Raw genomic sequence first — 25,876 nt, 5'->3', positions numbered from 1 at the left:
TTTTGAGATGAAAGATCTTATATTTTTCATTGTGACTTCGTATTTATAAGGCAAAGGCTTAAATGGTTACGGTTGTTGATAGAGTTACGAATAGACGTTTGCGTCATCCTGAAAAGGCCTATCGTCCGGATACAAGCGTTCAGAAAAAGCCAGATTGGATTCGTGTAAAAGCGCCAACATCACCGATCTATAAGGAAACGCATGGTATTGTACGTGCTCATAAGTTAGTAACTGTCTGTGAAGAAGCAGGTTGCCCTAATATTGGCGAATGTTGGAGCCAGCGGCATGCCAGCTTTATGATTTTAGGTGAGATCTGTACGCGTGCTTGTGCTTTTTGTAACGTTGCAACAGGCATTCCGCTTGCCGTTGATGATAATGAGCCGGAACGTGTAGCCGATGCTGTTGCTCGGATGGAATTAAAGCATGTTGTCATTACATCTGTTGATCGTGATGATCTTGCTGATGGGGGCGCTGAGCATTTTGCAAAAGTTATTTATGCCATTCGTCGAAAAGCACCTAAAACAACAATTGAAGTTTTGACACCTGATTTTCGTCATAAGGATGGTGCTTTAGAAATTGTTGTTGCTGCTAAGCCTGATGTTTTTAATCATAACTTAGAAACAGTTCCTTCTAAATATTTGAAGGTTCGTCCAGGAGCGCGTTATTTTCATTCCATTCGTCTGTTACAACGCGTTAAAGAACTTGATCCAACAATTTTTACAAAATCGGGAATTATGGTGGGCCTTGGAGAGGAACGAAATGAAATTCTACAATTAATGGATGATTTACGCTCTGCTGATGTGGATTTTATGACAATTGGACAATATTTGCAGCCTACGCGAAAACATCATCCAGTTATTCGTTTTGTACCTCCTGAAGAGTTTGAATCTTTTGCCAAGATTGGTAAAGTAAAAGGATTTTTACATATGGCTTCCAATCCTCTTACGCGTTCATCTCATCATGCAGGAGATGATTTTGCCATTTTGCAAAAAGCGCGTGATGAAAAATTTTCCTTACAGAGATAATTATGCCAACTTTTTCAACACATCGGCAAGTTGCCCATAGTGCTCGTGAGATGTTTGATCTTGTGTCAGATATTGAACGTTATCCTGAGTTTTTACCCATGTGTGAGGCTTTAACAATACGTTCTCGTAAGGAATGTGAGGAAAAGACATTGCTTCTTGCAGATATGACCGTTGGCTATAAGGTTATTCGAGAAACGTTTACGACCCAAGTTTTTCTTCAGCCAAAGAAAGATTTGATAGAGGTTAACTATATTGATGGTCCATTTAAATATCTCGAAAATCGTTGGGTCTTTCATAATATGGAAAATTCCAATACATGTAATGTAGAGTTTTTTATTGATTATGAATTTAAAAGTAAAATACTTGGGCGCATGATGGGTTCAATGTTTGATATTGCATTTCGTAAATTTACCGATGCTTTTGAAAAGCGCGCCCATCAGATTTATGGTTCTGCGGTAACATGATCTATTCCTAATAATACCCATTGTTTATAAAGACGCAAAGATGAAAATTGATTGCCATCTTTATGATTTCTTTTTTAAAGGGAAACTCTTTTAACAGAACATCACAATATTTATTAGGTAAGATATTGATGATTATAGACTCCAACATTGAATAGAGAGTTTTGAAATTGGTATGGAAATTCAGTGAAGTAATTGTAAAATCATTTGAAAAGCATTTTCAACAGTTGCATAGCGAATAGCCTCGCGATCAAGATGGCCAAAGTGCATTTCTTTGTGCAAGGGGGAGTGGTTTTTGTAAGCAACTGCGCAATGCACAAGTCCTACAGGCTTGTTCAGACTTGCACCTCCTGGACCAGCAATTCCTGTTACAGAAACTGCAATGTCAGCTTGTGAATGTTTTAATCCACCTTCAGCCATTGCAAGAGCAACTTCTTTTGAAACAGCGCCATAGTTTTTTATAAGTTGAGCACACACACTAACAAGACGTATTTTGGATTCATTCGAATAAACAACAAATCCACAATCGAGGACATCTGATGATCCTGCAATATTTGTGAGGCTCGCAGCAATGAGTCCGCCTGTACAAGACTCCACAGTTGTTAACAACAACCCCTTTTGGCGACAAGCATTAAGAACTTCATGCGCTTGTTTTTCATAAAAATATGTCATTGGGGAAATTCTCCTGGATAAAGAACACTCGCTGTTGCTAAAGCTGCAATGCCTTCGCCACGGCCAATAAATCCGAGTTTTTCATTTGTTGTTGCTTTGATAGAGATTCGATCAGGTGTTATTGCAAGTATTGTCATAAGATTTTCTATCATTGCATGACGATAGGGACCAATTTGGGGATTTTCAGCGATAATTGTGATATCAACATTAGCAATATGCCCCCCTGCTTTTTTTAGAAGACCAAGAGCATGGCGTAGAAAAAATTCTGATGATACATTTTTCCATTGAGGATCAGAGGGTGGAAAATGTGTACCAATATCTCCTGCACCTCGCGTTGCAAGAAGAGCATCTGTTAATGCATGAAGAGCGACATCTGCATCAGAGTGTCCATTTAATTTTTTATGAAAAGGGATTTTTATACCGCATAATATAAGAAAATCGCCTTCTTCGAAAGAATGAACATCATAACCATTGCCAGTACGGATATCAGGAAACATTTGCATTTTTTTCTGGAGATATAAATGGGCGGTATCAAAATCCTTGTGCCATGTGATTTTGATATTATGAGGGTCACCTGGAATGGTGCGCATAGGAAGACCAAACCATTCGGCAATTGCACAATCATCAGTGAAGTCTTCTTTACAAACTTTTTTTGCTTGTTTATGGGCTGCTAAGATAGATTCAAAGGGAAAACATTGTGGTGTTTGTGCACTATAAAGATGGGTACGGGAAATTGTTTCTAAAACATGCTGATGATTAACGCGTTTAAGGGTATCAGAGACGGGTAGAACAGGAAGAACGCCTGCTTGGGGCGTGATAGTGTTATGAATGTTATCAAGGAGCTTGTTTTCGATAAAGGGACGTGCACCATCATGAATATGCACGTATTGGGGATTGAATTTTTTCAGTGCCTGAAGTCCATGTAAGGTAGAGATTTGACGCGTACTGCCTCCTTCAACGATAATAAGGCGCTCTTTAAATTTGCCGAGTGCTTGTTGACAGATTTGACGATCTTCTGGATGAATAACAAGGACAATTGTTGTGATAGCTGGATGCTGCAAAAAACAATTCACGGCATGATAAATAATCGGCTTTTTTCCTAGAAGCCGATATTGTTTTGGAATTTCATGGGGAGATCCTGCTCTTTCACCACGTCCAGCGGCTAATATTATTGCTGCAATAGAAATACTTAATCTCCTTATTTTATAACTTTAGTTTATTATTTATTAGCTTTAAAATGATTGTGAAAGGATGATCGTTTTAGATCAGCAAGGGATATCACGGATAACACCTCAAAAAAAGCATTTAATGCTTTTTGAAGTGCGGTATTTAAACCACAAAAATCGATCAATGGGCAATTGGGTTCTGCATTATCGAAACATTCTGCGAGGGAAAAGTTATCTTCTGTTACTTTCACAACATCAGCGACAGAAATCTCTGCTGCCGGTTTAGCCAATTTAACACCACCATTGCGTCCACGCACTGTTTGTATAAAACCCGCTTGAACAAGCGGTTGAAGGATTTTAAATAAAAAAAGTTCTGAAACAGCATATGTTTTAGCAATTTCTGGAACACGACTGAGTGATCCCTGATTATCTGCACAATACATGAGCATTCGAAGAGCATAATTTGTTTGTTTTGTTAATCGCATCTCATTTCCTTTGTAAAGTATCATCGAGCGCAGTTTATTTTAAAGATATTTTGCAAAATGAAGAAGTTCTTTATTTATTTGCCCTATTTTAAATGGAGTATTATTATTGTCAATTTTTGTCACAAAAGGTTATATGAGAATAATGGGATAAGGGTCTTTAAGCTTATGATGAATGCAACATCTGTGACGAATCTTCAAGATATTGATAAAAATACTTATAACGATGAATTGTATCGTTTAAGTAAGGTATATATCTTTTTAGGGATTGCAATTATTATATTGGCTTTACTTACAGCCTCTGTTTCGTTTATTATTCTTATTGGATTAACCCCTGTTGTTCCTAGTAGAACAGTAACCCTTATTCTTATAGGGATTAATAGTTTTTGGGTTTTAGGGCTTGTTGTCATCGTTTTTTATGAGATGATCCCCATCATTCGTGCTTGGCGCTCAAGGCGTGCAGGCTCGCGTCTTCATGTGCGCCTTATTTCATTGTTTGCACTTGTTGCAACCATGCCTGCTGTTGCTGTTGCTCTTGTATCGGGGCCAGCACTCAATTTAGGACTTGATCGGTGGTTTGATACAACAACGCGGCAAATTGTAGGTTCTTCTATTGATTTAGCAAATGCTTATGCAGATGAAATGCTTCAAAATTTAAAAAATTTATCCTACGCTATGGCATTTGCACTTGATAACAAAAAACTTTTAGAACGTAATCCAGCTGAATATCGGATGCAATTGACGCGTCATGCTCTAGGACGCAATTTGCGTGGTGCATTTTTGTTAAGTTCTAGCGGAACTATTTTTATATCGAGCGCTCTTGGTGATGAGGATAAACTACCAATTCCTCCGTCTAATCTTATTGAACGTGCAACCAGTGCTAGGCCTTTTTCTTTTCAACCAGGCGTTCATGATTATTTTGGTATTATTTTAAAATTTAATAATATCCCAAACACATTTTTATATTTGGTACGTGATGTTGATAAAGGCGTTTTATCGGCTTTGCGTTTAACAGAAGTTAATACAGATCGTTATCGTGATTTAAATGAAAATCGCCTGTTGACACAAATTGCATTTGGTATGCTTTATTTATGTCTTTTTTTTAGTTTATTCTTATCCGCTATTTGGGCAGCTATTGCGGTTGCTGATCGTTTGGTGCGTCCTATTCGTCTTCTCATTAGTGCTGCTGATGATGTTGCTTCTGGAAATATGGAAATTTTTGTGCCAGTGCGAGCAAAAGATGGAGATATTGGGCAATTATCCAAAACCTTTAATTATATGGTCAGTGAATTGAAAAGTCGGCGCAATGAGTTGATTGCAGTGCGCGATCAAATTGATGAGAGACGGCGTTTTTCTGAAGCGGTGTTATCGGGTGTAACAGCGGGAGTAGCAGGTATCGATGATAATGGTGATATTACAATTATCAATCGTTCTATTGAAACGATGTTTGATATTCGCTTTGAACACGTTGTTGGACAAAGTCTTTTATCTTTAAGTGCTGAAATTTGGCAGGTTTTTCAGTTTGCACGTTCATTGGGACGTAAAAATCATCGTGAGCAGGTCACTTTAAACGTTGCAGGAAAGGAGCGCGTCTGTAATGTCCAAATTACGATGGAAGAAGATGATGGACAGGGGCAATCTTGGGTTCTCACAATTGATGATATTACAGACCTCGTTGCAGCGCAACGTACAGCAGCGTGGGCGGATATTGCACGACGTATTGCCCACGAAATTAAAAATCCCCTCACGCCTATTCAGTTATCCGCTGAACGTATTCGTAAACGTTATAACAAAGTTATAACACAAGATAGAGAGGTCTTTGAGCGATGTATTGACACAATTATTCGCCAAGTTGGAGATATTGGGCGTATGGTTGATGAGTTTTCTTCTTTTGCACGTATGCCTAAACCACAAATGCATGTTTTAGATATACGTGAATTGTTGCGTGAAGCATGTTTCTTGATAGAAGTGACGCGACATGATATTCAATTTGAGCAAGATTTAGGAAGTCTACCCCTTCTGGGTGCATTTGATAACCGTCTCATTGTACAGGCTTTTTGCAACGTTATCAAAAATGCGAGCGAATCCATAGATTCTGTTATGCGAGAGGAAAATATTCACGGTCATATTCTTGTCCGTTCTTACCGTCAAGAAGAATGGGTGGTTGTGGATGTTGTTGATAACGGGAAAGGACTTCCTAAAGAGCAAAGACAAAAGTTATTAGAACCCTATATAACAACGCGGGAGAAAGGAACTGGACTCGGGTTAGCCATTGTGCGCAAAGTTATTGAAGATCACGGTGGTTCCATGGAGCTTCATGATGCACCGAAGAGTTTTTATGAAGGTCGTGGTGCGATGATCCGTTTGATATTTCCCTCAGATGGGGGTAAGCAGGGTAGTATTATACAAGCCATAAATCATAAGATAGGGGAATAGTATGGTATCAGATATCTTGATTGTTGATGATGAAGCAGATATTCGTGAGCTTGTTGCTGGTATTTTAGATGATGAAGGTTATGAAACGCGTGTTGCTTGTAACTCTGATGAAGCATTAGCACAAATTAGTGAGCGTATTCCAAAGCTCATTTTTTTAGATATTTGGTTACAGGGGAGTCGCCTCGATGGTTTAGCACTGCTTGATGAGATTAAAACGCAATATCCAGCTCTTCCGGTCGTGATGATCTCTGGTCATGGTAATATTGAGACCGCTGTTTCTGCTATAAAGCGTGGGGCCTATGATTTCATTGAAAAACCTTTTAAAGCTGATAGGCTTGTATTGGTTGCAGAGAGAACACTTGAAAACTCAAATTTAAAACGTGAACTTTTGGAATTGCGAAAACGTTCAAACGAGACATTGGAGCTTCTCGGAAAATCGACAGTTATAAGAAATTTGCGTCAAATCATAGAAAAAGTAGCGCCAACCAATAGTCGCATCATGATAACAGGTCCTTCAGGGGCGGGAAAAGAGACTGTTGCAAGGACTATTCATGCACTCTCAACACGTTCGAGTGGGCCCTTTGTTACAATAAATGCAGCAACAATGACTCCGGAAAGAATGGAGATAGAGTTGTTTGGTAGCGAAATGGAGGGAAGAGAGCGCAAAATCGGTGCCTTAGAAGAAGCTCATGGTGGGATACTCTACCTTGATGAAATTGCTGATATGCCGCGCGAGACTCAAGGTAAGATTCTTCGGGTGTTAACGGGACAGGCATTTGAGAGAGTTGGCGGTACAAAACGTGTTAAGGTGGATGTTCGTATCATTTCTTCAACAGCGCAAAATCTTGAAAACCTTATTTCTGATGGACGCTTTAGAGAAGATCTTTTTCACCGCCTTTCTGTTGTTCCTATTACTGTTCCACCTCTTTCAGCCCGTCGTGAAGATATTCCAGAACTTGTCCATCATTTTGTAAAAACAATATCACAACAGGTTGGAATTAAGCCGCGTGAAATCAGTGATGACGTGATCGCTATTTTGCAAACGCATGCTTGGCCAGGGAATGTACGGCAATTACGGAATAATATTGAGCGTCTTCTTATTCTTGTGCGAGATGGTGATGGTCCTATAACAGCGGATTTTCTTCCCAGTGAAGTGAGTGATCCTTTGCCACGTCTTCAAATGGATTCGGATGAGAATATAATGGATTTACCGTTGCGTGAAGCACGAGAATTATTTGAAAAGAGATATTTAGTAGCGCAGATTGGGCGTTTGGGCGGGAATATATCGCGTACTGCTGAATTTATAGGCATGGAGCGTTCAGCTTTACACCGTAAGCTTAAAGCGCTTGGAGTTTCTTAAAACAATGCGTGTTATTATTTGCGGTGCAGGACAGGTTGGTTATGGAATAGCAGAGCGTCTTTCTGCTGAAAATCACGATGTTACTGTTATTGATATTGAAACCAGATTAATTGAAAAAATTCGCGATACATTGGATGTGAGAGGTTTTGTTGGTCACGGTTCTCGTCCTGAAGTTCTTTTGGCTGCAGATGCAGACAAAGCTGATATGTTGATTGCTGTTACTTTGTTTGATGAAGTGAATATGGTCGCTTGTCAGGTCGCCCATTCGTTATTTGATGTTCCCACAAAAATTGCTCGTATTCGCTCACAATCTTATTTAGAACCACGCTATAAGACGCTTTTTTCCAGAGAAAATATTCCCATTGATGTGGTTATTTCGCCAGAAGTTGAAGTTGGGGAAATGGTTTTACGTCGTATTGCTCTGCCTGGTGCAATAGATGTTCTTTATTTTTGTAATGATGATATTGTTGCACTAGCTTTAGAATGTATGGAAGATTGTCCCGTTATTAATACACCTTTGCGTCAATTAACAGAGCTTTTTCCAGATCTTCACACAACGGTTACCGCGATTAAACGTGGTTCGGAATTATTGATTGCACATTCAGAAACGCAATTACGCGTTGGTGATATAACCTATCTTGTTGTTGCTCGTGAGCAGATGCGCCGTGCTGTTGGGCTTTTTGGTCATAAAGAACAAGATGCTCACCGCATGATTATTGCAGGGGGGGGGCACATTGGCCTTTATGTTGCTCAGGCTATTGAAAAACGTCTCCATAAATTAAAATTGAAAATTATAGAATCACAGAGAGAAAGAGCTCTTACAATTGCCGATCAGCTTGAAAAAACAACCGTTTTATATGGTAATGTGTTAGATCCAGTGATTCTTCAAGATGCGGGAATTGATCAGGCTGACTTAATGATTACATTGACCAATCAGGATCAGGTTAATCTTTTAAGCGCTATTATTGCTAAAAGATTAGGCTGCAAAGCCAATATGGTGTTGATTAATAATGTTGCCTACCAAGAATTTAGCCGTGCAGTTGGTGTGGATGCCTATCTGAATCCCCATAGCGTTACAATATCGAAAATTTTGCAACAAATGCGTCGCGGGCGTATTCGTTCTGTTCATTCAGTTTTTAATGGTCGAGCAGAAATTATTGAAGCTGAAGTGATGCAAACATCTTCATTGGTTGGTAAGTCATTATCAGAGCTTAATTTATCAGATGGTTTGAGAATTGGGGCAATTTACCGTAATAAGACAATCATACAGCTTTCAGCAGAGGCGCGTATTTTGTCTGGTGATAGAATAGTAATTTTTGCCCTTTCTGATAGAGTTAGGGATGTTGAACAACTTTTTCGTGTAAGTTTGGAATATTTTTAATATATTATTCATGGATATTTGTACTTTTTGGTATAGTGGACAGCTAAGGTTGGTGGATAGACTTTGTTTATCCTCAATGGTTAAAACGGGACAGCGCGTTAAGCTTTTTAGTTATGATAAAAAAATAGACAATTTACCTGCTGGTGTTGAGTTACATGAAGCCGAATCAATTTTATCGCGTTCAGCAATTTATCGTCTTGATCCCAATTTTTCTGATGATAACCCAGGATGTACAATTGTTCAGTTCTCGGATTTTTTTCGTGTTATGCTGATGAAATATCAACAAGGTGTTTGGTTAGATACAGATGTTTACCTCGTTAAACAATTTCATCCAGATGCGAATAAGGTTTGGTTGGCGAGAGAAAATAGTATAAGGGTAGGCGTTTCTGCTCTTTATTTTCCTCCAGATAACCCTATTATAAGAGTGTTTGAAGATTATTGGGCAGGCACAGAAATGATCCCTCATTGGCTTGGGTTTAAGCGTCGTGTTTGGAGACCATTCTGGTTAAAGAGAAAAAAAATGCCAATTTTACCAAGAAATCTTGGCGTTACGATATTTGGCAATGACGGTATTTCACGATTAGCAAAACAATATGGTTTTTTTCATGAGGCAAAGGAAAAGGAAACTTTTTATTATTGGACTGGGCGAAAAACGGAGTACATCTTTGAATCAGCTTTTGGCGTAAAGCCGCTTACAAATTCACGCTTGATAGGATTTCATATTCACAGAAAAACCAAGACTACGCAAAGACCTCAAGAAGGAAGTTTTTACCATTGGGCAGTCTCTCGCATTCCTGAAGTTCATGATTTGTTTAGGTAGAGTGATTATCGCTATTTTAACCATTGAGATTTTAATCTATCTGGGACTGCTCTTGATTGTCGCTTGCACAAAAGAGTAATGTTAAAAATATTGAGTGTAAAAAGCGATTGTTATATGACAAGGAAAGTAAAAATATGAGTGATCCAATGAAAACAGCATTAAGCCTTGTTCCTATGGTTATTGAACAAACCAATCGTGGTGAACGGGCCTATGATATTTTTTCTCGTCTTTTAAAGGAGCGGATTATTTTTATTAATGGTCCTGTTGAAGATGGTATGGCAATGCTTGTTTGTGCACAATTACTTTTCTTGGAAGCAGAAAATCCTAAAAAAGAAATTAGTCTTTATATTAATTCTCCAGGGGGTGTTGTGACATCTGGTATGGCAATTTATGATACTATGCAGTTTATTCGTCCTCCTGTTTCTACGCTTTGCATGGGACAGGCTGCGTCTATGGGATCGTTATTGCTAACAGCTGGAGCAAAAGGTCATCGTTTTACGTTGCCAAATGCGCGCATTATGGTGCATCAACCATCTGGTGGTTTTCAAGGTCAGGCTTCAGATATTGAGCGACATGCACAAGATATTATAAAGATGAAACGGCGTTTAAATGAAATTTATGTTCAACATACAGGTCAAGATTATGAGATTATTGAGAGAACGCTCGATCGCGATCATTTTATGACAGCAGAAGAGGCTAAAGTATTTGGCTTAGTTGATGATGTTATACACTATCGCGCAGAAACTGAAAAAGAAGAAAAAGATTAAGAATTTTTATAGAAAAAGCATCTACTTTAAATAAAGAGTTTTTAGAAAATATCGCAAAAATTAAGAGAAACACCTAAAATATTGAGACATTCATGGTTTTCTATATGTCTTTTAATTTTCATGATGAAAAGCTTCCTTTGAAAAGGCGAAGTATTCATATATCGTGGTGAAAGGAAAGAAAAATGAGCAAGATTAGCAATAGCGGGAACGAATCAAAAAATACTCTCTATTGCTCGTTCTGCGGCAAGAGTCAGCATGAGGTGCGTAAGCTCATTGCGGGGCCTACTGTATTTATCTGTGATGAATGTGTAGAGCTTTGCATGGATATTATTCGGGAAGAAAATAAGTCTTCTGGCGTTAAAGTACGGGATGGTGTTCCTACTCCACAGGAAATTATATCAGTTCTTGATGATTATGTTATTGGGCAGCAGCATGCAAAGCGTGTTCTTTCTGTTGCTGTGCATAATCATTATAAACGGTTGGCGCATCAGTCTAAAAGCAATGATATTGAGTTGGCTAAATCGAATATTCTTCTTGTTGGTCCAACGGGCTGCGGTAAAACTTATCTCGCACAAACATTAGCACGTATTATTGATGTCCCTTTTACGATGGCAGATGCGACCACTTTGACTGAAGCAGGTTATGTGGGGGAAGATGTTGAAAATATTATTTTAAAGCTTCTTCAAGCGGCAGATTATAATGTTGAACGTGCACAGCGTGGTATTGTTTATATTGATGAGGTTGATAAGATTTCTCGTAAAGCAGACAATCCTTCTATTACAAGAGATGTTTCAGGAGAAGGTGTTCAGCAAGCTTTATTAAAAATTATGGAAGGAACGATTGCTTCTGTTCCTCCACAAGGTGGACGCAAGCATCCACAACAAGAGTTTCTTCAGGTTGATACCACAAATATTTTATTCATTTGTGGGGGCGCTTTTGCAGGTTTAGAGCGGATTATTTCAGGGCGTGGTGAAAAAACTTCTATTGGTTTTTCTGCGACTGTTAAGGCGCCTGATGAACGTTGTGTTGGTGAAATTTTTCGTGATTTAGAGCCTGAAGACCTTATAAAGTTTGGTTTAATACCAGAATTTATCGGGCGTCTTCCTATAGTTGCTACCTTAGAGGATTTAGACGTTAACGCCCTCGTGCAAATTTTATCACAACCTAAAAATGCATTGGTAAAGCAATATCAGCGTCTTTTTGAAATGGAAAATGTTGAGCTGGCGTTTCATGAAGATGCTTTACGTGCTATTGCAAAGAAAGCAATTGAACGTAAAACTGGTGCACGTGGTTTACGTTCTATTATGGAGAAGATCCTTCTTGAGACGATGTTTGAACTCCCTGCTCTTGAAGGCGTTCAAAAAGTAGTTATTTCAAGTGATGTCGTTGATGGGAAAGCGCGTCCTCTTTATATTTACTCAGAACGTTCAGAAGATAAAGAAAACGTATCGGCATGACATTGTGCGATATACAATATAATGTGCAATATACAATATAAAAAGTGTTCATGAACGGTATTTAGTGGGCGTTTCTAATAATATCGTTATAATGCTTGATTTATGTGTTAGCAATTACCACTTCATGTATTGTGGAGAGCTGAGGTTTTCTAAGGGTGGGCTTGGTGTTGTAGATAGCTCATAGGCTCCAGAAAGGAGAGTTATGCAATATATTGATGAAAAGACAGATGAAATAAGAGATGGGGTTTATGCTGTTTTACCTCTTCGTGATATTGTTGTCTTCCCCCATATGATTGTTCCACTTTTTGTGGGGCGCGAAAAATCGATTCGTGCTCTTGAAGAAACGATGGCGGTTGACAAGCAAATACTCTTGGTGACACAAAAAAATGCTTCTGATGATGATCCAAAATCAGAAGATATTTATCATATTGGTACATTTGCAAATATTCTTCAGCTTTTAAAGCTTCCTGATGGTACTGTAAAGGTTTTGGTTGAAGGGACTGCACGTGCAAAAATTGGTCAATTTTCTTTAAGTGAAGGTTATCATCAGGCTTTTGCCACTGTTACAGAAGAACCTAGAGAGAGTGATGTTGAGATTGAAGCTCTTTCAAGGTCGGTGATTGCTTATTTTGAAAACTATGTAAAGCTTAATAAAAAAATCTCTCCTGAAGTTGTCAATGCGATTGGCCAGATTGATAATCCTTCTAAGCTTGCTGATACGATTGCCTCTCATTTGATGATTAAACTTGCAGAAAAACAGGAAATATTAGAGCTCTTACCTGTGCGAGCCCGTCTTGAACGTGTTCTGTCTTTTATGGAAGGAGAAATTTCTGTTTTGCAGGTTGAAAAACGCATTCGTTCGCACGTTAAACGGCAAATGGAAAAAAACCAACGCGAATATTATCTTAATGAACAGATGAAGGCTATTCAAAAAGAGTTAGGAGCAGGAGATGATAGTCGCGATGAGCTCTCTGAACTAGAAGACCGTATTAAGAGTACAAAACTTTCCAAGGAAGCGCAGGAAAAAGCTGGAGCAGAATTGAGAAAATTACGGAATATGTCTCCTATGTCTGCAGAAGCGACAGTTGTGCGTAACTATCTTGATTGGTTATTAGCAATGCCTTGGGGTAAAAAATCTAAAATTAAAAACAATTTAGATTTTGCTGAAAAGGTCATGAATAATGAACATTTCGGTCTTGAAAAAGTTAAGGAGAGAATTATTGAATATTTGGCCGTACAAAGTCGCGCGTCAAAGATAAAGGGGCCCATTATTTGTTTGTTGGGTCCTCCTGGTGTTGGAAAAACATCATTAGCGCGCTCTATTGCCAAGGCAACAGGGCGTGAATATGTTCGTATCTCGTTGGGAGGAGTGCGGGATGAAGCGGAAATTCGCGGACATCGCCGAACATATATTGGTTCAATGCCTGGAAAAATTATTCAGTCTATGAAGAAAGCAAAAAAATCTAATCCGCTTTTTTTACTTGATGAAATTGATAAAATGGGACAAGATTTTCGTGGAGATCCTTCCTCTGCCTTATTAGAAGTTCTCGATCCCGAACAAAATGGTACGTTCATTGATCACTATTTAGAAGTTGAATATGATCTTTCTGATGTCATGTTTATCACAACTGCCAATACGCTTAATATTCCAGGTCCATTAATGGATCGAATGGAAATTATTCGTATTGCCGGTTATACTGAATGTGAAAAAATGGAAATTGTTAAGCAGCATCTTTTACCAAAGGCACTCAAAGATCACTGTTTGTCTAAAAAAGAACTCAGCATTTCTGATGGAGCACTAAGGTCGATTATTCAGTTTTACACACGTGAAGCAGGTGTTCGTAATCTTGAGCGTGAACTCATGAAAATTGCCCGTAAATCTGTTACAAAGATTCTCAAAACGCATCAAAAATCTGTAAAAGTTACGGAAAATAATCTCAATGATTTCTTGGGTGTTAAACGCTATCACTATAATCAGATTGAAGGAGAAAATCACATTGGTGTTGTGACAGGTCTTGCGTGGACAGAAGTTGGTGGAGAGTTATTGACTATTGAAGGCGTGATGATGCCCGGCAAAGGCAAGATGACTGTAACTGGAAATTTGCGTGATATAATGAAAGAGTCTATTTCCGCAGCAGCATCTTATGTGCGTTCTCGTGCTGTTGATTTTGGTATTGAACCTCCACTTTTTGAAAAACGCGATATCCACGTTCATGTTCCAGAGGGGGCAACACCAAAAGATGGTCCATCTGCTGGGATTGCGATGGTGACAGCAATTGTTTCGGTTCTTACAGGGATAGCTGTGCATAAAGATATTGCAATGACTGGTGAAATTACTTTACGTGGACGCGTTTTGCCAATTGGTGGATTAAAAGAAAAACTCCTAGCTGCGCTTCGAGGAGGAATAAAAAAAGTGCTTATTCCTGAAGAAAACGCAAAAGATTTGGTTGATATTCCTGATGATGTCAAAAATAACATGGAAATTATTCCGGTAAATCATGTGAGTGAAGTTTTAAAACATGCTTTGGTTCATTTTCCAGATACTATTGAATGGAAGGAACCTTCTACGGTAGCTGTCCCTATCCGATCAGAGAGCAGTGATAGTGAAGGGATACAGATTGCGCACTGATTCACTGATCTCGCTTATAACGGCATTTTTTGAGTGGCAGAAGGTGTTGTCGTGGTTATTATTTTGTTTTTTGTTGAAAAAAGTGAAAAATTCCGTGAATAACTGTGATTATTGCTAAAAAAACAATGTTTTGGATAAAAATAAGACTTCTGTTTGCTGTACTTTTCAATAAACTGACCAATAACATGATTAGGTCATGTTGTCAGGTAATATAGGGAAAGGAAATATTTCATGAATAAAAGTGAATTGGTTAGTTCCGTTGCTGAAAAGGCAGGTGTTTCGAAAGCACAAGCTGGTGCTGTTGTTGACGCTTTTATGGCTTCTGTAACACAAGCTTTGGCTTCAGGGGGCGATGTTCGTCTTCCTGGTTTTGGTTCTTTTGAAGTTTCTCATCGTGCTGCGACAAAGGGGCGTAATCCTTCAACTGGTGCTGAAATCGATATTCCAGCACGTTCTGTACCTAAATTTTCTGCAGGAAAAAGCCTTAAAGAAGCAGTTAATAAAAAATAATTTACACAACGTTAAAAAAACCCGATTTATTTATAAGCGGGTTTTTTTACAGGTGTTTTTTGGACAGATATCAGATATATTGTCCACGTTTTTCATATAAAAATTTTAAGTCTTTGTATCATTTTTTCATTTCATGCATTGCTAGTGCTTTTGAAAATGATTGTAAAAATTTTCTAAAATACATAGGCTTGAAATGTATAATTTTTAGCTTATTTCAATAAACATTTCACTTTAATAATGGGCCATTTCGTATGGCTTATAAAGTGTGACGTTAACTTTTATTATATGGAAGAGCTAAAGTGTTTATTCAGAATAGTACCTGAAAATGGTACAAGATAAAAAACACTATGAAATGTACAAAACCTTACATAAACCACTATTTTTTGCTTAATAGAAGCTCACGTTGGCAGCATCATACTTTTTGTGCTGTGACTAATTTTCATCATTTGAGATGGGCATAAGAGTAGTTCTCTTAATTTGCAATAATTTGCAGTAACAACTTTGCTTGTGTGACGCAGCCAATGAACTTACTAAGCAAATGGTTTTTATTGATGGATTATAAGAGAATTTGAGATAAAAGAATTCTACGTATTTAAGTTTCTCATTCAAGATAGAAAGGGATAAATCATTATTATAAATCAATGTATTGTCGTTTTATAAAGTGGGATCATCATTTCAATCTTGTGCTTTTTCTTAGCACTTGAGTGGGAAAAGATATAGTCAATTCTGACTTAAATATTTTTGGTCCATATTTTTATTTTCTTTGCGTTATGCAAGCGAGCATTTTTTCTTCATCACACAAAAGTTAAAATAAGAGGGTCTCATAAATATTAAGGAAGGAAGTAAAAAAGAGAAAAATTCCCATTATCATATAATATATAGGGTAGAAAAATATTATTATAATTATTTCATATTTTTATATTCTTGAATAACTGATGAAGTATAGAACAGCCTTTATTAATTGAGATAGTATTTTAACAATGCTTTTGAATGATTTTTTCACGAGCTTGATAGAGATCTATTCAATAGATGAGAGGCGAATCATATGTTTTTTGATAAACAGGAGCTCTTTGATTCCTTATCTGCTAACCACTGAATACAATCATTGAGGGCTCTTGCTGTTATAGCTTGTTTTTTTGCTAATTTTTTTTCTTTACTTAGCAAGCGTTTTCCTAAATGTTTGATAGGAGCAATAGGGGGAAAGAGTCCAAAATTGATATTCATGGGCTGAAAAGACTGTCTTTCTGCTTCTTCATCGATAATGTGTCCTCCCGTAATGTGATTCAAAAGAGCTCCGAATGCTGTGGTTTGTGGGGGAAGGCAAGGACAGTTATGATGATATTCGGCAGCGGCAAAACGTCCGGCAAGAAGCCCTATAGCTGCTGATTCTACATACCCCTCACATCCGGTAATTTGTCCAGCAAAGCGTAGTTGTTTTTTTTGTTTTAAACAAAGAGTTTGATCAAGAATGATTGGAGAGTTGAGATAGGTATTGCGGTGAAGGCCACCAAGGCGTGCAAATTCTGCTTTTTCAAGCCCAGGAATCATTCTAAAAATACGGACTTGTTCACCATATTTCAGTTTCGTTTGAAAGCCGACCATATTGTAAAGCGTTCCGAGTTTATTATCTTGGCGTAATTGAACGACAGCATAGGGTTTTACGGTGGGATTATGGGCATTGGTTAAGCCCATAGGTTTCATAGGGCCATGTCTTAAAGTTTCGATTCCGCGCTCAGCCATAATTTCAATGGGGAGGCATCCATCAAAATAGGGTGTTTTTTCAAAGTCACGAAACTCTGTTTTCTCTGCGTTTTTTAGTGCTTCAACGAATGTTTCATATTGTTCTTTGTTGAGAGGACAATTAAGATAATCTTTCCCTGTTCCCTCAGGCCCAATTTTATCGTAGCGAGACTGATACCAACAAATATTCATATCAATACTGTCGGTATGGATAATGGGTGCAATAGCATCAAAAAAAGAAAGAGCTTTTATACCGGTTATTGCTTTTAATTCTTGCGCAAGTGCAGATGAGGTAAGGGGACCTGTTGCAATAACAACATGTTTCCAATCTTTAGGAATCTCTTGAACTTCTTCGCGTTTGATCGTTATAAGCGAATGATTTTCAAGCGCTGATGTCACGGTTTTTGAAAATTCATCACGGTCAACAGCAAGAGCACTTCCAGCGGGAACTTTGTTAGCATCAGCAGCTTTCATAATTAACGATTTTGCTAATCGCATTTCAGCATGTAAAAGCCCTACAGCATTTGTTGATGAATCATCAGAACGAAAGGAGTTTGAACAAACCAGTTCTGCTAATTTATCGGTTTTATGGGCATCTGATTTTTTTGGGGGACGCATTTCATGCAAAATAACAGGAATCCCCGATTGAGCGATTTGCCAGCTTGCTTCACACCCCGCAAGACCGCCACCGATAATATGAATTGGAGTATCAAATGTCTTCACCATAGTCGCCTTATTAGCGTAAGTCACCGTGTATGAAAAGCATAGATTTTGTTTTTGTTCTTTGCTAAGAAAGATGTGTATTGCGTTTTTTTAATATATTTGTTTGCTTTTCTTCTATAATTAATGATATAGAAACGCCGCTTGTATAAGGTTATTAGCTTGCTACGTTTGAGCGGATGTGGCGAAATTGGTAGACGCACCAGATTTAGGTTCTGGCGGGAGACCATGGGGGTTCGAGTCCCTCCATCCGCACCAAAGCAATCCCTTAAGTGCTACGGATTTCTACGTGTCTGGAATTCCGCTTCATGGTAATATAACACTTGAAGTGTTAGAATGTAATAATGATTAGAGTGGGGTTATCCCTACTCTTTAGAAAAATGAAGGTGTTTAATGCAGGTTACCGAGACGCTTAATGAAGGACTGAAGCGCGAAATTAAGATCGTGGTTCCAGCGAAAGATTTAGAAGAAAAGTTGAATGAACGATTGGATGATACCAAGGGTAAGGTCAGACTTAATGGCTTTCGTCCCGGTAAAGTGCCGGGTGGGCATTTACGAAAAATGTATGGTAAATCTTTTATGGCAGAGATTCTCAATGAGATACTCAGTGATGCGCCACGTTCTATTTTAGCCGACCGCAATGAACGTCCAGCGATGCAGCCGAAAATTGATATCGATGAAGATGAAAAAATTCTAGATGGAAAAGCCGATTTTACTTTTAGTTTAAAGTATGAAGTTTTACCGAAAATTGAGATTAAAGCCTTTGAACATATTGAAGTTATTCGTGAAATTGCAGTCATTCCTGAAAAGGATATTGATGAGCAAGTCAATCGCGTTCTTTCTTCTACGCGCAATTATTCCCTAAAAGAGGGATCTTCTGAAGAAGGTGATCGTATTACCATAGATTATCTAGGGAAGCTTGAGGGGGTTCCATTTGAAGGTGGGGCTGATAATGATGCACAACTGATTCTTGGATCAAAACAATTTATTCCTGGTTTTGAAGAGCAATTAATTGGTGTAAAGGCAGGGGATACAAAAACGATTGCTGTTAAATTCCCAGATAATTATAGTGCAGCACATTTGGCAGGACGGGAAGCAGAGTTTGATATTACTGTCAAAGCTGTCTTTAGACCAGATGAATTGAAAATTGATGATGAGGCAGCGAAAAAAGTCGGTTTAGAATCTCTAGATCGCTTGCGTGAGGCTGTTCGTGGGCAGATTGAAAGTCAATATGGTTCAATGACACGTCAAAAGGTTAAGCGTCAAATTCTTGATGCTTTAGATGCTGATTATAATTTTGAGATTCCGGAAGGGCTTTTAGAAATTGAGTTCAATAATATATGGGCTCAGGTTAATGATGATTTGAAAAAGGCTGGGCGTAGTTTCGAGGACGAGGGTGTTACAGAAGAAAATGCACGGGAAGAATATCATGTCCTTGCGCAACGTCGTGTTCGTCTGGGTTTGGTGCTCTCTGAAATTGGAATGAAGGTTGGTGTTAAAGTTAATGAAGATGAACTAAAAGCAGCTGTTTTTGAGCAAGTTCGTCAGTATCCTGGACAAGAAAAAGAGATTATGGACTTTTTCCGGAAGACTCCGGAAGCTGTTGAAAATCTACGAGCTCCGATTTTTGAAGAAAAGGTCATTGATCATTTGTTAGCCCAGATAAAAGTCACAGATAAAGAAGTGACGATTGAAGAGTTGATGAAAGAATATGACGAATCAGATGTTCCTGAAGAAAAGCCTGCAAAGAAAAAATCTGCAGTGAAAGAAAAGTCTGCAGAGAAAATATCGGCTAAGAAAAAGGCTTCTAAAAAAGCTTAATATTTACGCACACACAACAAGCCCGATTTTATCGGGCTTGTTGTAAGATTTATATCTTAGGTTTGCACTGTGAATGGTTGTAGATAGACCATGAGATATGTTTTAAAATATTGGTAGTGGATTGGCAATGAGCATCATTGATACGCGTATTCCTGATTCTAAGCGTTTTATTTCTGGCGTTACAGGTGATTGGGAAGTCATCATTGGCATGGAGGTTCATGCACAAATCATATCAAATTCGAAACTTTTTTCAGGAGCATCAACCAAATTTGGTGCAGAGCCGAACAATCATGTATCACTTATTGATGCGGCTATGCCAGGGATGCTACCTGTTTTGAATGAAGAATGTGTTCGTCAAGCAGTTCGAACAGGTTTGGGATTAAAAGCGCGTATTAATTTAAAATCTGTTTTTGATCGTAAAAATTATTTTTATCCAGATCTACCGCAAGGGTATCAGATTTCTCAGTTTCACTATCCCATTGTAGGAGAGGGGAAGATTATCATATCTGTTGGTCCAGATTCGAATGGCCAGTTTGAGGATATTGAAGTCGGAATTGAAAGATTACATCTTGAACAGGATGCTGGAAAATCGATGCATGATCAACATCCAACGATGTCTTTCGTGGATCTCAATCGCTCTGGTGTTGCTCTTATGGAAATCGTTTCCAAACCTGATATGCGCTCATCAGATGAAGCCAAGGCTTATATGACAAAATTGCGTACGATTGTTCGTTATTTAGGGACCTGCGATGGCAATATGGATGAAGGCTCTATGCGTGCGGATGTCAATGTATCCGTTCGTCGTCCTGGTGAAGATTTTGGGACGCGTTGTGAAATCAAAAACGTTAATTCTATTCGCTTTATTGGTCAAGCGATTGAGTATGAAGCGCGTCGTCAGATTGCAATTTTAGAAGATGGAGGTGTCATAGAGCAAGAAACTCGGCTTTTTGATGCGGCTAAAGGTGAAACCCGCTCTATGCGCTCAAAGGAAGAAGCGCATGACTATCGTTATTTTCCTGATCCTGATCTTTTACCATTAGAATTTGATCAAGCATTTGTGGATGCTTTGGCAGCAGATTTACCAGAATTACCTGACGCGATAAAAGCACGTTTTGTTAAGGAAATGGGATTGACAGTTTATGATGCTTCCATTCTTGTAACAGAAAAAGCTATTGCTGATTATTTTGAAGAAGTTGCTCGTGGGCGTGATGGAAAAATAGTTGCCAATTGGGTGATTAATGATCTTTTAGGGGCTTTAAATAAGGATAATCGTGAAATTGAAGAGTCACCAGTATCGCCCAATCAGTTGGGAAGCATTATTGATCTTATAAAAGAGGGAACAATTTCTGGAAAAATTGCCAAAGATCTTTTTGAGATTGTTTGGAATGAGGGGGGAGATCCACGTCAAATTGTCGAAGAGCGCAATATGAAGCAGGTAACAGATACAAAGGCTATAGAAAGAGCCGTTGATGAGATCGTTGCCAATAATTCTGATAAAGTTGCGCAAGCAAAGCAAAAACCCGCTTTAGCAGGTTGGTTTGTTGGACAGGTAATGAAAGCAACAGGTGGTAAGGCAAATCCTCAAACTGTTAATGAATTGGTTAAGATGAAACTTGGCATAGATTAAATTTTATGGGGTGGAGAAGAATCTATAAATATGATATCTTCTTGAAATTAAGGGATGAAAGTTATCCTATTAATTGAAGTTGTGGCTGAATTTATCAGTAATTTTTTTGGTAATTTCAAGCATTAGCAAGTTTATTCCAGTAATTGATTTCATGAGTATGCTGAAGAAATGGAATAGAAAATGGCTCGTTTTTTTAAGCAAATCTTTACGTGGTGGGATGGGAATACCATTGGTACGCGTTTTTTTACATGGCGTAAAGGTAAGCGGATAGGGGAAGATCAATTTGGGAATATATATTATGAAGGGGGGCTTCATAAGGATGGTTATCCGCGTCGTTGGGTTATTTATAAAGACTATTCTGAAGCCTCTACTATTCCACCAGGTTGGCACGGCTGGATTCATCATCGCTTTGAGTGTCCACCAACGCAGGAGGATTATCACCCCTATGAATGGGAAAAGCCTCACGTTGCAAATATGACAGGAACAAGTGAGGCTTATCGACCAAAGGGAGCTATTTCTTACAATGATGAGTGTCCTTGTGTGCATGAAGATTATGATGCGTGGTCACCTAAAAAATAAAATGTTTTAATGGACGCGTGTATTTTTTTCTTATCTGGCTCTACGTTATGACAAGAGTTATTTTAAGGATGCAATTGGTTTTGATATGATGAGGTTTTTTTTATTGTTAAGGTTAAGGCATTTTATATATATTTTTTTAATGGGAATTTTAGTGTTTTTATCCTTAAATAGTGGGGGGCGGGCTGAACGAATCAGCAATGGAATTGCTGTTTTTGCGGGTCTTGATAAAATCACGGGGCGGACGACACGTTTTGAAGTTTCTCTTGGTGAAGTTTATCAGTATGGTGCATTACAGGTAACACCCCGTGCTTGTTATACGAGCTCTAAAGATGAGCCAACGCGTACAACAGGTTTTGTTGAGGTCAATGAAGTAACATTAGATAAAAAAGTACGGCGTATTTTTACAGGATGGATGTTTGCAGATAGTCCCGGTTTGAATGCTGTTGAGCATCCTATTTATGATGTGTGGTTAAAAGATTGTAAGCAAAGCTCTCAAAATCTACCTCTTCAGGAATAGTGTATTATCTATTGTAATACATTGATTTATAATAATGGTTTATCATTTCACAATTTGATTGAGAGGTTCGAGTTTCTATGATTTTCTCATTTCAAACTTTCTTATGCCGAAATGATCAAAACGATTGTCTTTATTTGGTATAAGCGATGAATGTGTGGAGACTGTTGTTTAAGATAAGGAATAAAATTTCTCTCATGAACCGTTTAAATCCAAGGATGTACTCTGCAAATCAACGTATTATTTTTTCGAATATTTTATAGAAAACAATTCTTGAGTTATATCTGTTAGAGGTGGAAATGACAGGTTTGTGCATATTTTTTCAAGAGATGAACTGGCTTTTTTTATATTTAATAAAGCCATACTTCTCATGAAGAATGGAAGGTCATTATATTGTGTATTTACGGGTGTATTTAAAAGAGAGATCTCTTAAGATTCGTCATATCCATTTTGCAACGGTGCCCATGAATAGTATAAAGATAAATTTATTGATATTCCCTGTCTTTACGCTTGTGAGGAGCTAGAAGATACCGTCACACACTTTGCCTCAATATTGCCCCGACAGGTATCGGCACTTGAGACGCTTCATAAGAGGTATTTTTGTTCCCCTCTTGTATAGTTTTATCAACACGGCTTTTCTCACTTGTAACGTGCAAACAAATAAAGGTTTTTATTGATTCAATATAAACAAGTTTAGGATGAGAAAATCTTAAAATATTAAGAGGTCTAACGCAATAAGAATAAAATTATCTTATCTTTATAAATCAAAATCTTGTAGTTATGAGAAAACAGACATATCAAATGCGTAATTTATGAAACACCAATGATTATATTGAAAAAAACAATTATGTTTGCAATCCTTTATTCTTGTGGAGGTTTTTTCATTTAAAAAGCAGAAGCAATTCAAGCTTTGTTGTTGAAACAATTGAGCTCTAAGATTATTTAAAGTTTCAATTGAAGTATAGCGTGATTTAAAAATGCAAAAATTGATATATTTCTGTCAAAAAGCAATATTTATGTATTTTACATTTTTGTTACAGAGTGCTTTATAAGAGAGTTATGTTTATTCATAAACTCTTATATATTTCATGAAAAACTTCATATTTCAATCAATAGAGGATCATTCATTTTGTAAATCATATTTTTGATTATCCATGCTTTTAAAAATCTTTTGTATAAGAGACACATGTTTTTACGGTGAGCTATTGAAGATTTAAAAAGGGGGCGTCTAAGAGGCGTTAAAAGATTCTATATCACTGGATGTGGTATCTTCATTTTTTATAAAGAATAACCAATTATCCTAAAAAATAAGAGATTTTATATAATGAAAGTTTCTCCTCATCAATATAGACATATTTCTCGACTGCCAAGACAACCTAAAGAACCTTTATTGAATGTTCCATTTATTATTGTTGTCTTGATAGCATTTTGTTTTTGTCTTTATTGCATTCCTCAGTATTTTTTTTCTCATCAGTTTTATATTGAAAGTTTTGAGTTTTTTTCATTTACACCAGCATTGTTTAAGAGGGATCCTATTGCATTTTTTTATACCATGGTGAGTTATTCATTTATGCATGGTAGTTTTAAACATGTTGCTCTTAATATGGTTTGGCTTTTGGTTTTTGGTTCTCCTTTAGTAAGGCATTTTGGTGTTTTACGTTTTTTAGTTTTTTGGGTGTTAACGGCAGTTATTTCTGTTTTGACTTATTTTATATTTCATCAAGAAAGTCTCATATCACTTGTTGGGGCATCAGGTTCTGTGTCTGGAATGATGGGAACTATTGCACGTTACGGTTTCCCTAGCAGCTATTTAGGTGTCAACGCGCAGAACGAAAAACCTTTGGGGGCTTTATTATCCATCAAAAAAGCCCTTTGTTCTAAGGGCGTACTTATTTATATAAGTGTGTGGTTGGCGGCTGATTTTATCATAGGCATTTCTTCCATTCTGTTTGAAGAAAATGGACTCTCAATAGCATGGGAAGCGCATATTGGCGGGTTTTTAGCGGGTTTTTTGTTGGTTGGTTTTTTTGATGTTTCACAAAAAAATTAAAAACTAGAATCTAAGATATTTATGCGCCACATAAAGCGCTATTGTTGCTGCGTTTGAAACATTTAATGATTTAATATTTCCGGGCATATCAAGGCGTGCTAAAGTGCAAACGGTTTCACGTGTTTTTTTTCGTAAGCCTTTACCTTCTGCTCCTAAAACAAGAGCAATTTTATTCCCTGTTAATGCTGTTTCTAGAGGTTGATCCCCTTCTGAATCGAGGCCAAAGCTTGTAAAACCTGTTTGATGGAGCTCTTGAAGAGTTTCAGCGAGGTTTCGTACGGTAATATAATGAATCATTTCTAGAGCTCCTGATGCCGCTTTTGCAAGAACACCACTTTCGTGGGGAGAGTGACGACAAGTGGTAATAAGTGCCTTCGCTTTAAATGCAACGGCAGAACGCATAATAGCGCCAACATTATGTGGATCAGTAATTTGATCCATAACAATGACCAGATCAGTATTGGTTAGTTCCGATAATTTGCATGGTTTGAGAGGAGAGGTTTCCAAAACCACTCCTTGATGAACTGCCTCACTTCCAACCAGCGAATCAAGATATTTTGGGGTGCATAATGTAACAGGGCAAGGATAATCTGATTCGGGTATATTTAATCGTTTTAAGGCATTTTGTGTAACGTAAAGACATTTAAAAATTCTTTTTGGGTTTTTTAAAGCTGCCTGAACGGAATGAATGCCATAAAGATGGATTATCCCTTGCTGTAAAGGAGTGGCTTTCTTCTTCAGGTTTGTAGAAGATCGAGAAGGAGAGCCCTTTGTATCACGATATCGGCGACGTAAACGAGCATAATGAGAATTTTGTGATGTTTTTTCTTTCATAACTTCTTTATAGCGTTTTAATAAGAAAAAGCGCTAGAAAAAATCTATGATTTAAAGATATGAGCGGAAATTTTGTACAGAATTGTATTTATTCTGTTGACAGATACAATCGTAATCGTCATAACCACTTCGCAATCAGATTGAATTGAATGGGTGTTCGAGATGATTGTGGTGATGCCTTATCGCGTGACTTTACCGGTGTAATGGAGGGGTGCCCGAGTGGTTAAAGGGGGCGGACTGTAAATCCGTTGCGTATGCTACGTTGGTTCGAATCCAACCCCCTCCACCATTCATCGAAGGAGAGTTAGTACGTAGGTCATGCGGGTATAGCTCAATGGTAGAGCAGCAGCCTTCCAAGCTGAATATGCGGGTTCGATTCCCGCTACCCGCTCCAAATGATTGTTGATGATTAGGCAAGTCAAGTATGGTGGAAGATATTCCATTATCTAAAGTGGGCGGGATTTCCCGTCTAAAAGTTGTGGTGATTGGGCTGGTTACGGTCCGGTTGAATTCAGTTTTGCAGGCCTGTTTCTAGGTGCTAACTAAAGATAGAGAATAAACAAGAGATTAATAGCGATGGCGAAGAGCAAATTTGAACGTACAAAACCGCATGTTAATATAGGTACGATTGGTCACGTTGATCATGGGAAGACATCATTGACAGCAGCGATTACGAAATTTTTTGGTGAGTTTAAAGCATATGACCAAATTGATGCAGCACCAGAAGAGCGCGCCCGTGGTATTACCATTTCTACAGCCCATGTTGAGTATGAAACGGAAAATCGTCACTATGCCCACGTTGACTGCCCTGGACACGCCGATTAT

At 38.0% G+C, this 25,876-nt stretch carries 21 protein-coding genes and 3 tRNA genes; 19 read left to right on the top strand and 5 right to left on the bottom strand.

What is annotated here, in order from left to right; all coding sequences use genetic code 11:
• Positions 1 to 62 precede the first annotated feature (62 nt).
• Positions 63 to 1,025, top strand: coding sequence for a lipoyl synthase (lipA, locus tag CER18_RS06245; RefSeq protein WP_100129197.1), 963 nt, complete (start codon positions 63 to 65; stop codon positions 1,023 to 1,025).
• A gap of 2 nt (positions 1,026 to 1,027) precedes the next feature.
• Positions 1,028 to 1,489, top strand: a complete 462-nt coding sequence (locus CER18_RS06240) for a type II toxin-antitoxin system RatA family toxin (protein WP_100129196.1) — start codon at positions 1,028 to 1,030, stop codon at positions 1,487 to 1,489.
• A 180-nt stretch (positions 1,490 to 1,669) separates the two neighbouring features.
• Here CER18_RS06240 and CER18_RS06235 read toward each other — a convergent pair whose 3' ends face one another.
• Genes CER18_RS06235 through rirA form a run of 3 tightly spaced genes read right to left on the bottom strand, consistent with a single transcriptional unit; the run spans position 1,670 to position 3,809 of the window.
• Positions 1,670 to 2,158 carry a CinA family protein gene (locus CER18_RS06235; protein ID WP_100129195.1) on the bottom strand — a complete coding sequence of 163 codons (489 nt, stop codon included), beginning with the start codon at positions 2,156 to 2,158 and terminating at the stop codon, positions 1,670 to 1,672.
• Entirely contained in the window at positions 2,155 to 3,345 is a 1,191-nt protein-coding gene (locus CER18_RS06230; protein WP_180299396.1) for a bifunctional 2-C-methyl-D-erythritol 4-phosphate cytidylyltransferase/2-C-methyl-D-erythritol 2,4-cyclodiphosphate synthase, read from the bottom strand. Before CER18_RS06230 ends, CER18_RS06235 begins: the two co-directional genes overlap by 4 nt.
• A 32-nt stretch (positions 3,346 to 3,377) precedes the next feature.
• Complete coding sequence (gene rirA / locus CER18_RS06225; RefSeq protein ID WP_100129193.1) at positions 3,378 to 3,809, bottom strand: iron-responsive transcriptional regulator RirA; 432 nt, start codon at positions 3,807 to 3,809, stop codon at positions 3,378 to 3,380.
• Positions 3,810 to 3,977: 168 nt separating this feature from the next.
• Here rirA and CER18_RS06220 point away from each other — a divergent pair, with 168 nt between their 5' ends.
• The 8 genes from CER18_RS06220 (at position 3,978) to CER18_RS06185 (ending at position 15,166) form a co-directional block, all read left to right on the top strand.
• Positions 3,978 to 6,242 carry a sensor histidine kinase NtrY-like gene (locus CER18_RS06220; protein ID WP_100129227.1) on the top strand — a complete coding sequence of 755 codons (2,265 nt, stop codon included), beginning with the start codon at positions 3,978 to 3,980 and terminating at the stop codon, positions 6,240 to 6,242.
• Between the two features lies 1 nt (position 6,243).
• The gene (locus CER18_RS06215) at positions 6,244 to 7,602 is read left to right on the top strand and encodes a sigma-54-dependent transcriptional regulator (RefSeq protein ID WP_100129192.1); all 1,359 of its coding nucleotides are present in this window, start codon (positions 6,244 to 6,246) and stop codon (positions 7,600 to 7,602) included.
• A 4-nt stretch (positions 7,603 to 7,606) separates the two neighbouring features.
• Positions 7,607 to 8,983, top strand: coding sequence for a Trk system potassium transporter TrkA (gene trkA, locus CER18_RS06210; protein ID WP_100129226.1), 1,377 nt, complete (start codon positions 7,607 to 7,609; stop codon positions 8,981 to 8,983).
• 10 nt (positions 8,984 to 8,993) lie between these two features.
• Entirely contained in the window at positions 8,994 to 9,803 is an 810-nt protein-coding gene (locus CER18_RS06205) for a hypothetical protein (protein WP_100129191.1), read from the top strand.
• Between the two features lie 134 nt (positions 9,804 to 9,937).
• On the top strand, positions 9,938 to 10,570 hold the full coding sequence (clpP, locus tag CER18_RS06200) for an ATP-dependent Clp endopeptidase proteolytic subunit ClpP (protein WP_100129190.1): 633 nt from the start codon (positions 9,938 to 9,940) through the stop codon (positions 10,568 to 10,570).
• A 182-nt stretch (positions 10,571 to 10,752) separates the two neighbouring features.
• Positions 10,753 to 12,027, top strand: coding sequence for an ATP-dependent Clp protease ATP-binding subunit ClpX (gene clpX / locus CER18_RS06195; RefSeq protein WP_100129189.1), 1,275 nt, complete (start codon positions 10,753 to 10,755; stop codon positions 12,025 to 12,027).
• A 202-nt stretch (positions 12,028 to 12,229) separates the two neighbouring features.
• Positions 12,230 to 14,656 (top strand): endopeptidase La, encoded by a 2,427-nt coding sequence (gene lon / locus CER18_RS06190; RefSeq protein WP_100129188.1) that lies wholly within the window; start codon positions 12,230 to 12,232, stop codon positions 14,654 to 14,656.
• Positions 14,657 to 14,887: 231 nt separating this feature from the next.
• Positions 14,888 to 15,166 carry an HU family DNA-binding protein gene (locus CER18_RS06185; RefSeq protein ID WP_100129187.1) on the top strand — a complete coding sequence of 93 codons (279 nt, stop codon included), beginning with the start codon at positions 14,888 to 14,890 and terminating at the stop codon, positions 15,164 to 15,166.
• 1,041 nt (positions 15,167 to 16,207) lie between these two features.
• Here the strand turns inward: CER18_RS06185 and trmFO are convergent.
• Positions 16,208 to 17,632, bottom strand: a complete 1,425-nt coding sequence (gene trmFO, locus CER18_RS06180; protein WP_100129186.1) for a methylenetetrahydrofolate--tRNA-(uracil(54)-C(5))-methyltransferase (FADH(2)-oxidizing) TrmFO — start codon at positions 17,630 to 17,632, stop codon at positions 16,208 to 16,210.
• Between the two features lie 169 nt (positions 17,633 to 17,801).
• Between trmFO and CER18_RS06175 the strand changes: the two genes are divergently transcribed.
• The 6 genes from CER18_RS06175 (at position 17,802) to CER18_RS06150 (ending at position 24,217) form a co-directional block, all read left to right on the top strand.
• Positions 17,802 to 17,884 (top strand) — tRNA-Leu (locus CER18_RS06175).
• Between the two features lie 135 nt (positions 17,885 to 18,019).
• On the top strand, positions 18,020 to 19,447 hold the full coding sequence (gene tig, locus CER18_RS06170; protein WP_100129185.1) for a trigger factor: 1,428 nt from the start codon (positions 18,020 to 18,022) through the stop codon (positions 19,445 to 19,447).
• Between the two features lie 127 nt (positions 19,448 to 19,574).
• On the top strand, positions 19,575 to 21,074 hold the full coding sequence (gatB, locus tag CER18_RS06165) for an Asp-tRNA(Asn)/Glu-tRNA(Gln) amidotransferase subunit GatB (RefSeq protein ID WP_100129184.1): 1,500 nt from the start codon (positions 19,575 to 19,577) through the stop codon (positions 21,072 to 21,074).
• Between the two features lie 180 nt (positions 21,075 to 21,254).
• The gene (locus tag CER18_RS06160) at positions 21,255 to 21,653 is read left to right on the top strand and encodes an NADH:ubiquinone oxidoreductase subunit NDUFA12 (protein WP_100129183.1); all 399 of its coding nucleotides are present in this window, start codon (positions 21,255 to 21,257) and stop codon (positions 21,651 to 21,653) included.
• An 88-nt stretch (positions 21,654 to 21,741) separates the two neighbouring features.
• Entirely contained in the window at positions 21,742 to 22,170 is a 429-nt protein-coding gene (locus CER18_RS06155; protein ID WP_180299395.1) for a DUF2155 domain-containing protein, read from the top strand.
• A 1,321-nt stretch (positions 22,171 to 23,491) separates the two neighbouring features.
• Positions 23,492 to 24,217, top strand: coding sequence for a rhomboid family intramembrane serine protease (locus CER18_RS06150; protein WP_100129181.1), 726 nt, complete (start codon positions 23,492 to 23,494; stop codon positions 24,215 to 24,217).
• Between the two features lie 3 nt (positions 24,218 to 24,220).
• Here CER18_RS06150 and CER18_RS06145 read toward each other — a convergent pair whose 3' ends face one another.
• Positions 24,221 to 25,051 (bottom strand): TrmH family RNA methyltransferase, encoded by an 831-nt coding sequence (locus CER18_RS06145; RefSeq protein WP_100129180.1) that lies wholly within the window; start codon positions 25,049 to 25,051, stop codon positions 24,221 to 24,223.
• Positions 25,052 to 25,256: 205 nt separating this feature from the next.
• On the opposite strand from CER18_RS06145, the gene CER18_RS06140 reads away from it, so the two are divergent.
• From CER18_RS06140 to CER18_RS06130, 3 genes are all read left to right on the top strand, one after another.
• Positions 25,257 to 25,340 (top strand) — tRNA-Tyr (locus CER18_RS06140).
• A gap of 31 nt (positions 25,341 to 25,371) precedes the next feature.
• Positions 25,372 to 25,445, top strand: a tRNA-Gly gene (locus CER18_RS06135).
• Between the two features lie 182 nt (positions 25,446 to 25,627).
• On the top strand, positions 25,628 to 25,876 hold a 249-nt coding region (locus tag CER18_RS06130; protein WP_245410059.1), incomplete at its 3' end, for a GTP-binding protein.

It is taken from the genome of Bartonella tribocorum, assembly GCF_002777915.1.
GTDB classification, from domain to species: Bacteria; Pseudomonadota; Alphaproteobacteria; order Rhizobiales; family Rhizobiaceae; genus Bartonella; species Bartonella tribocorum_A.
The sequence above is the reverse complement of the archived record's forward strand: the minus strand, read 5'-3'. Positions and strand labels throughout refer to the sequence as shown.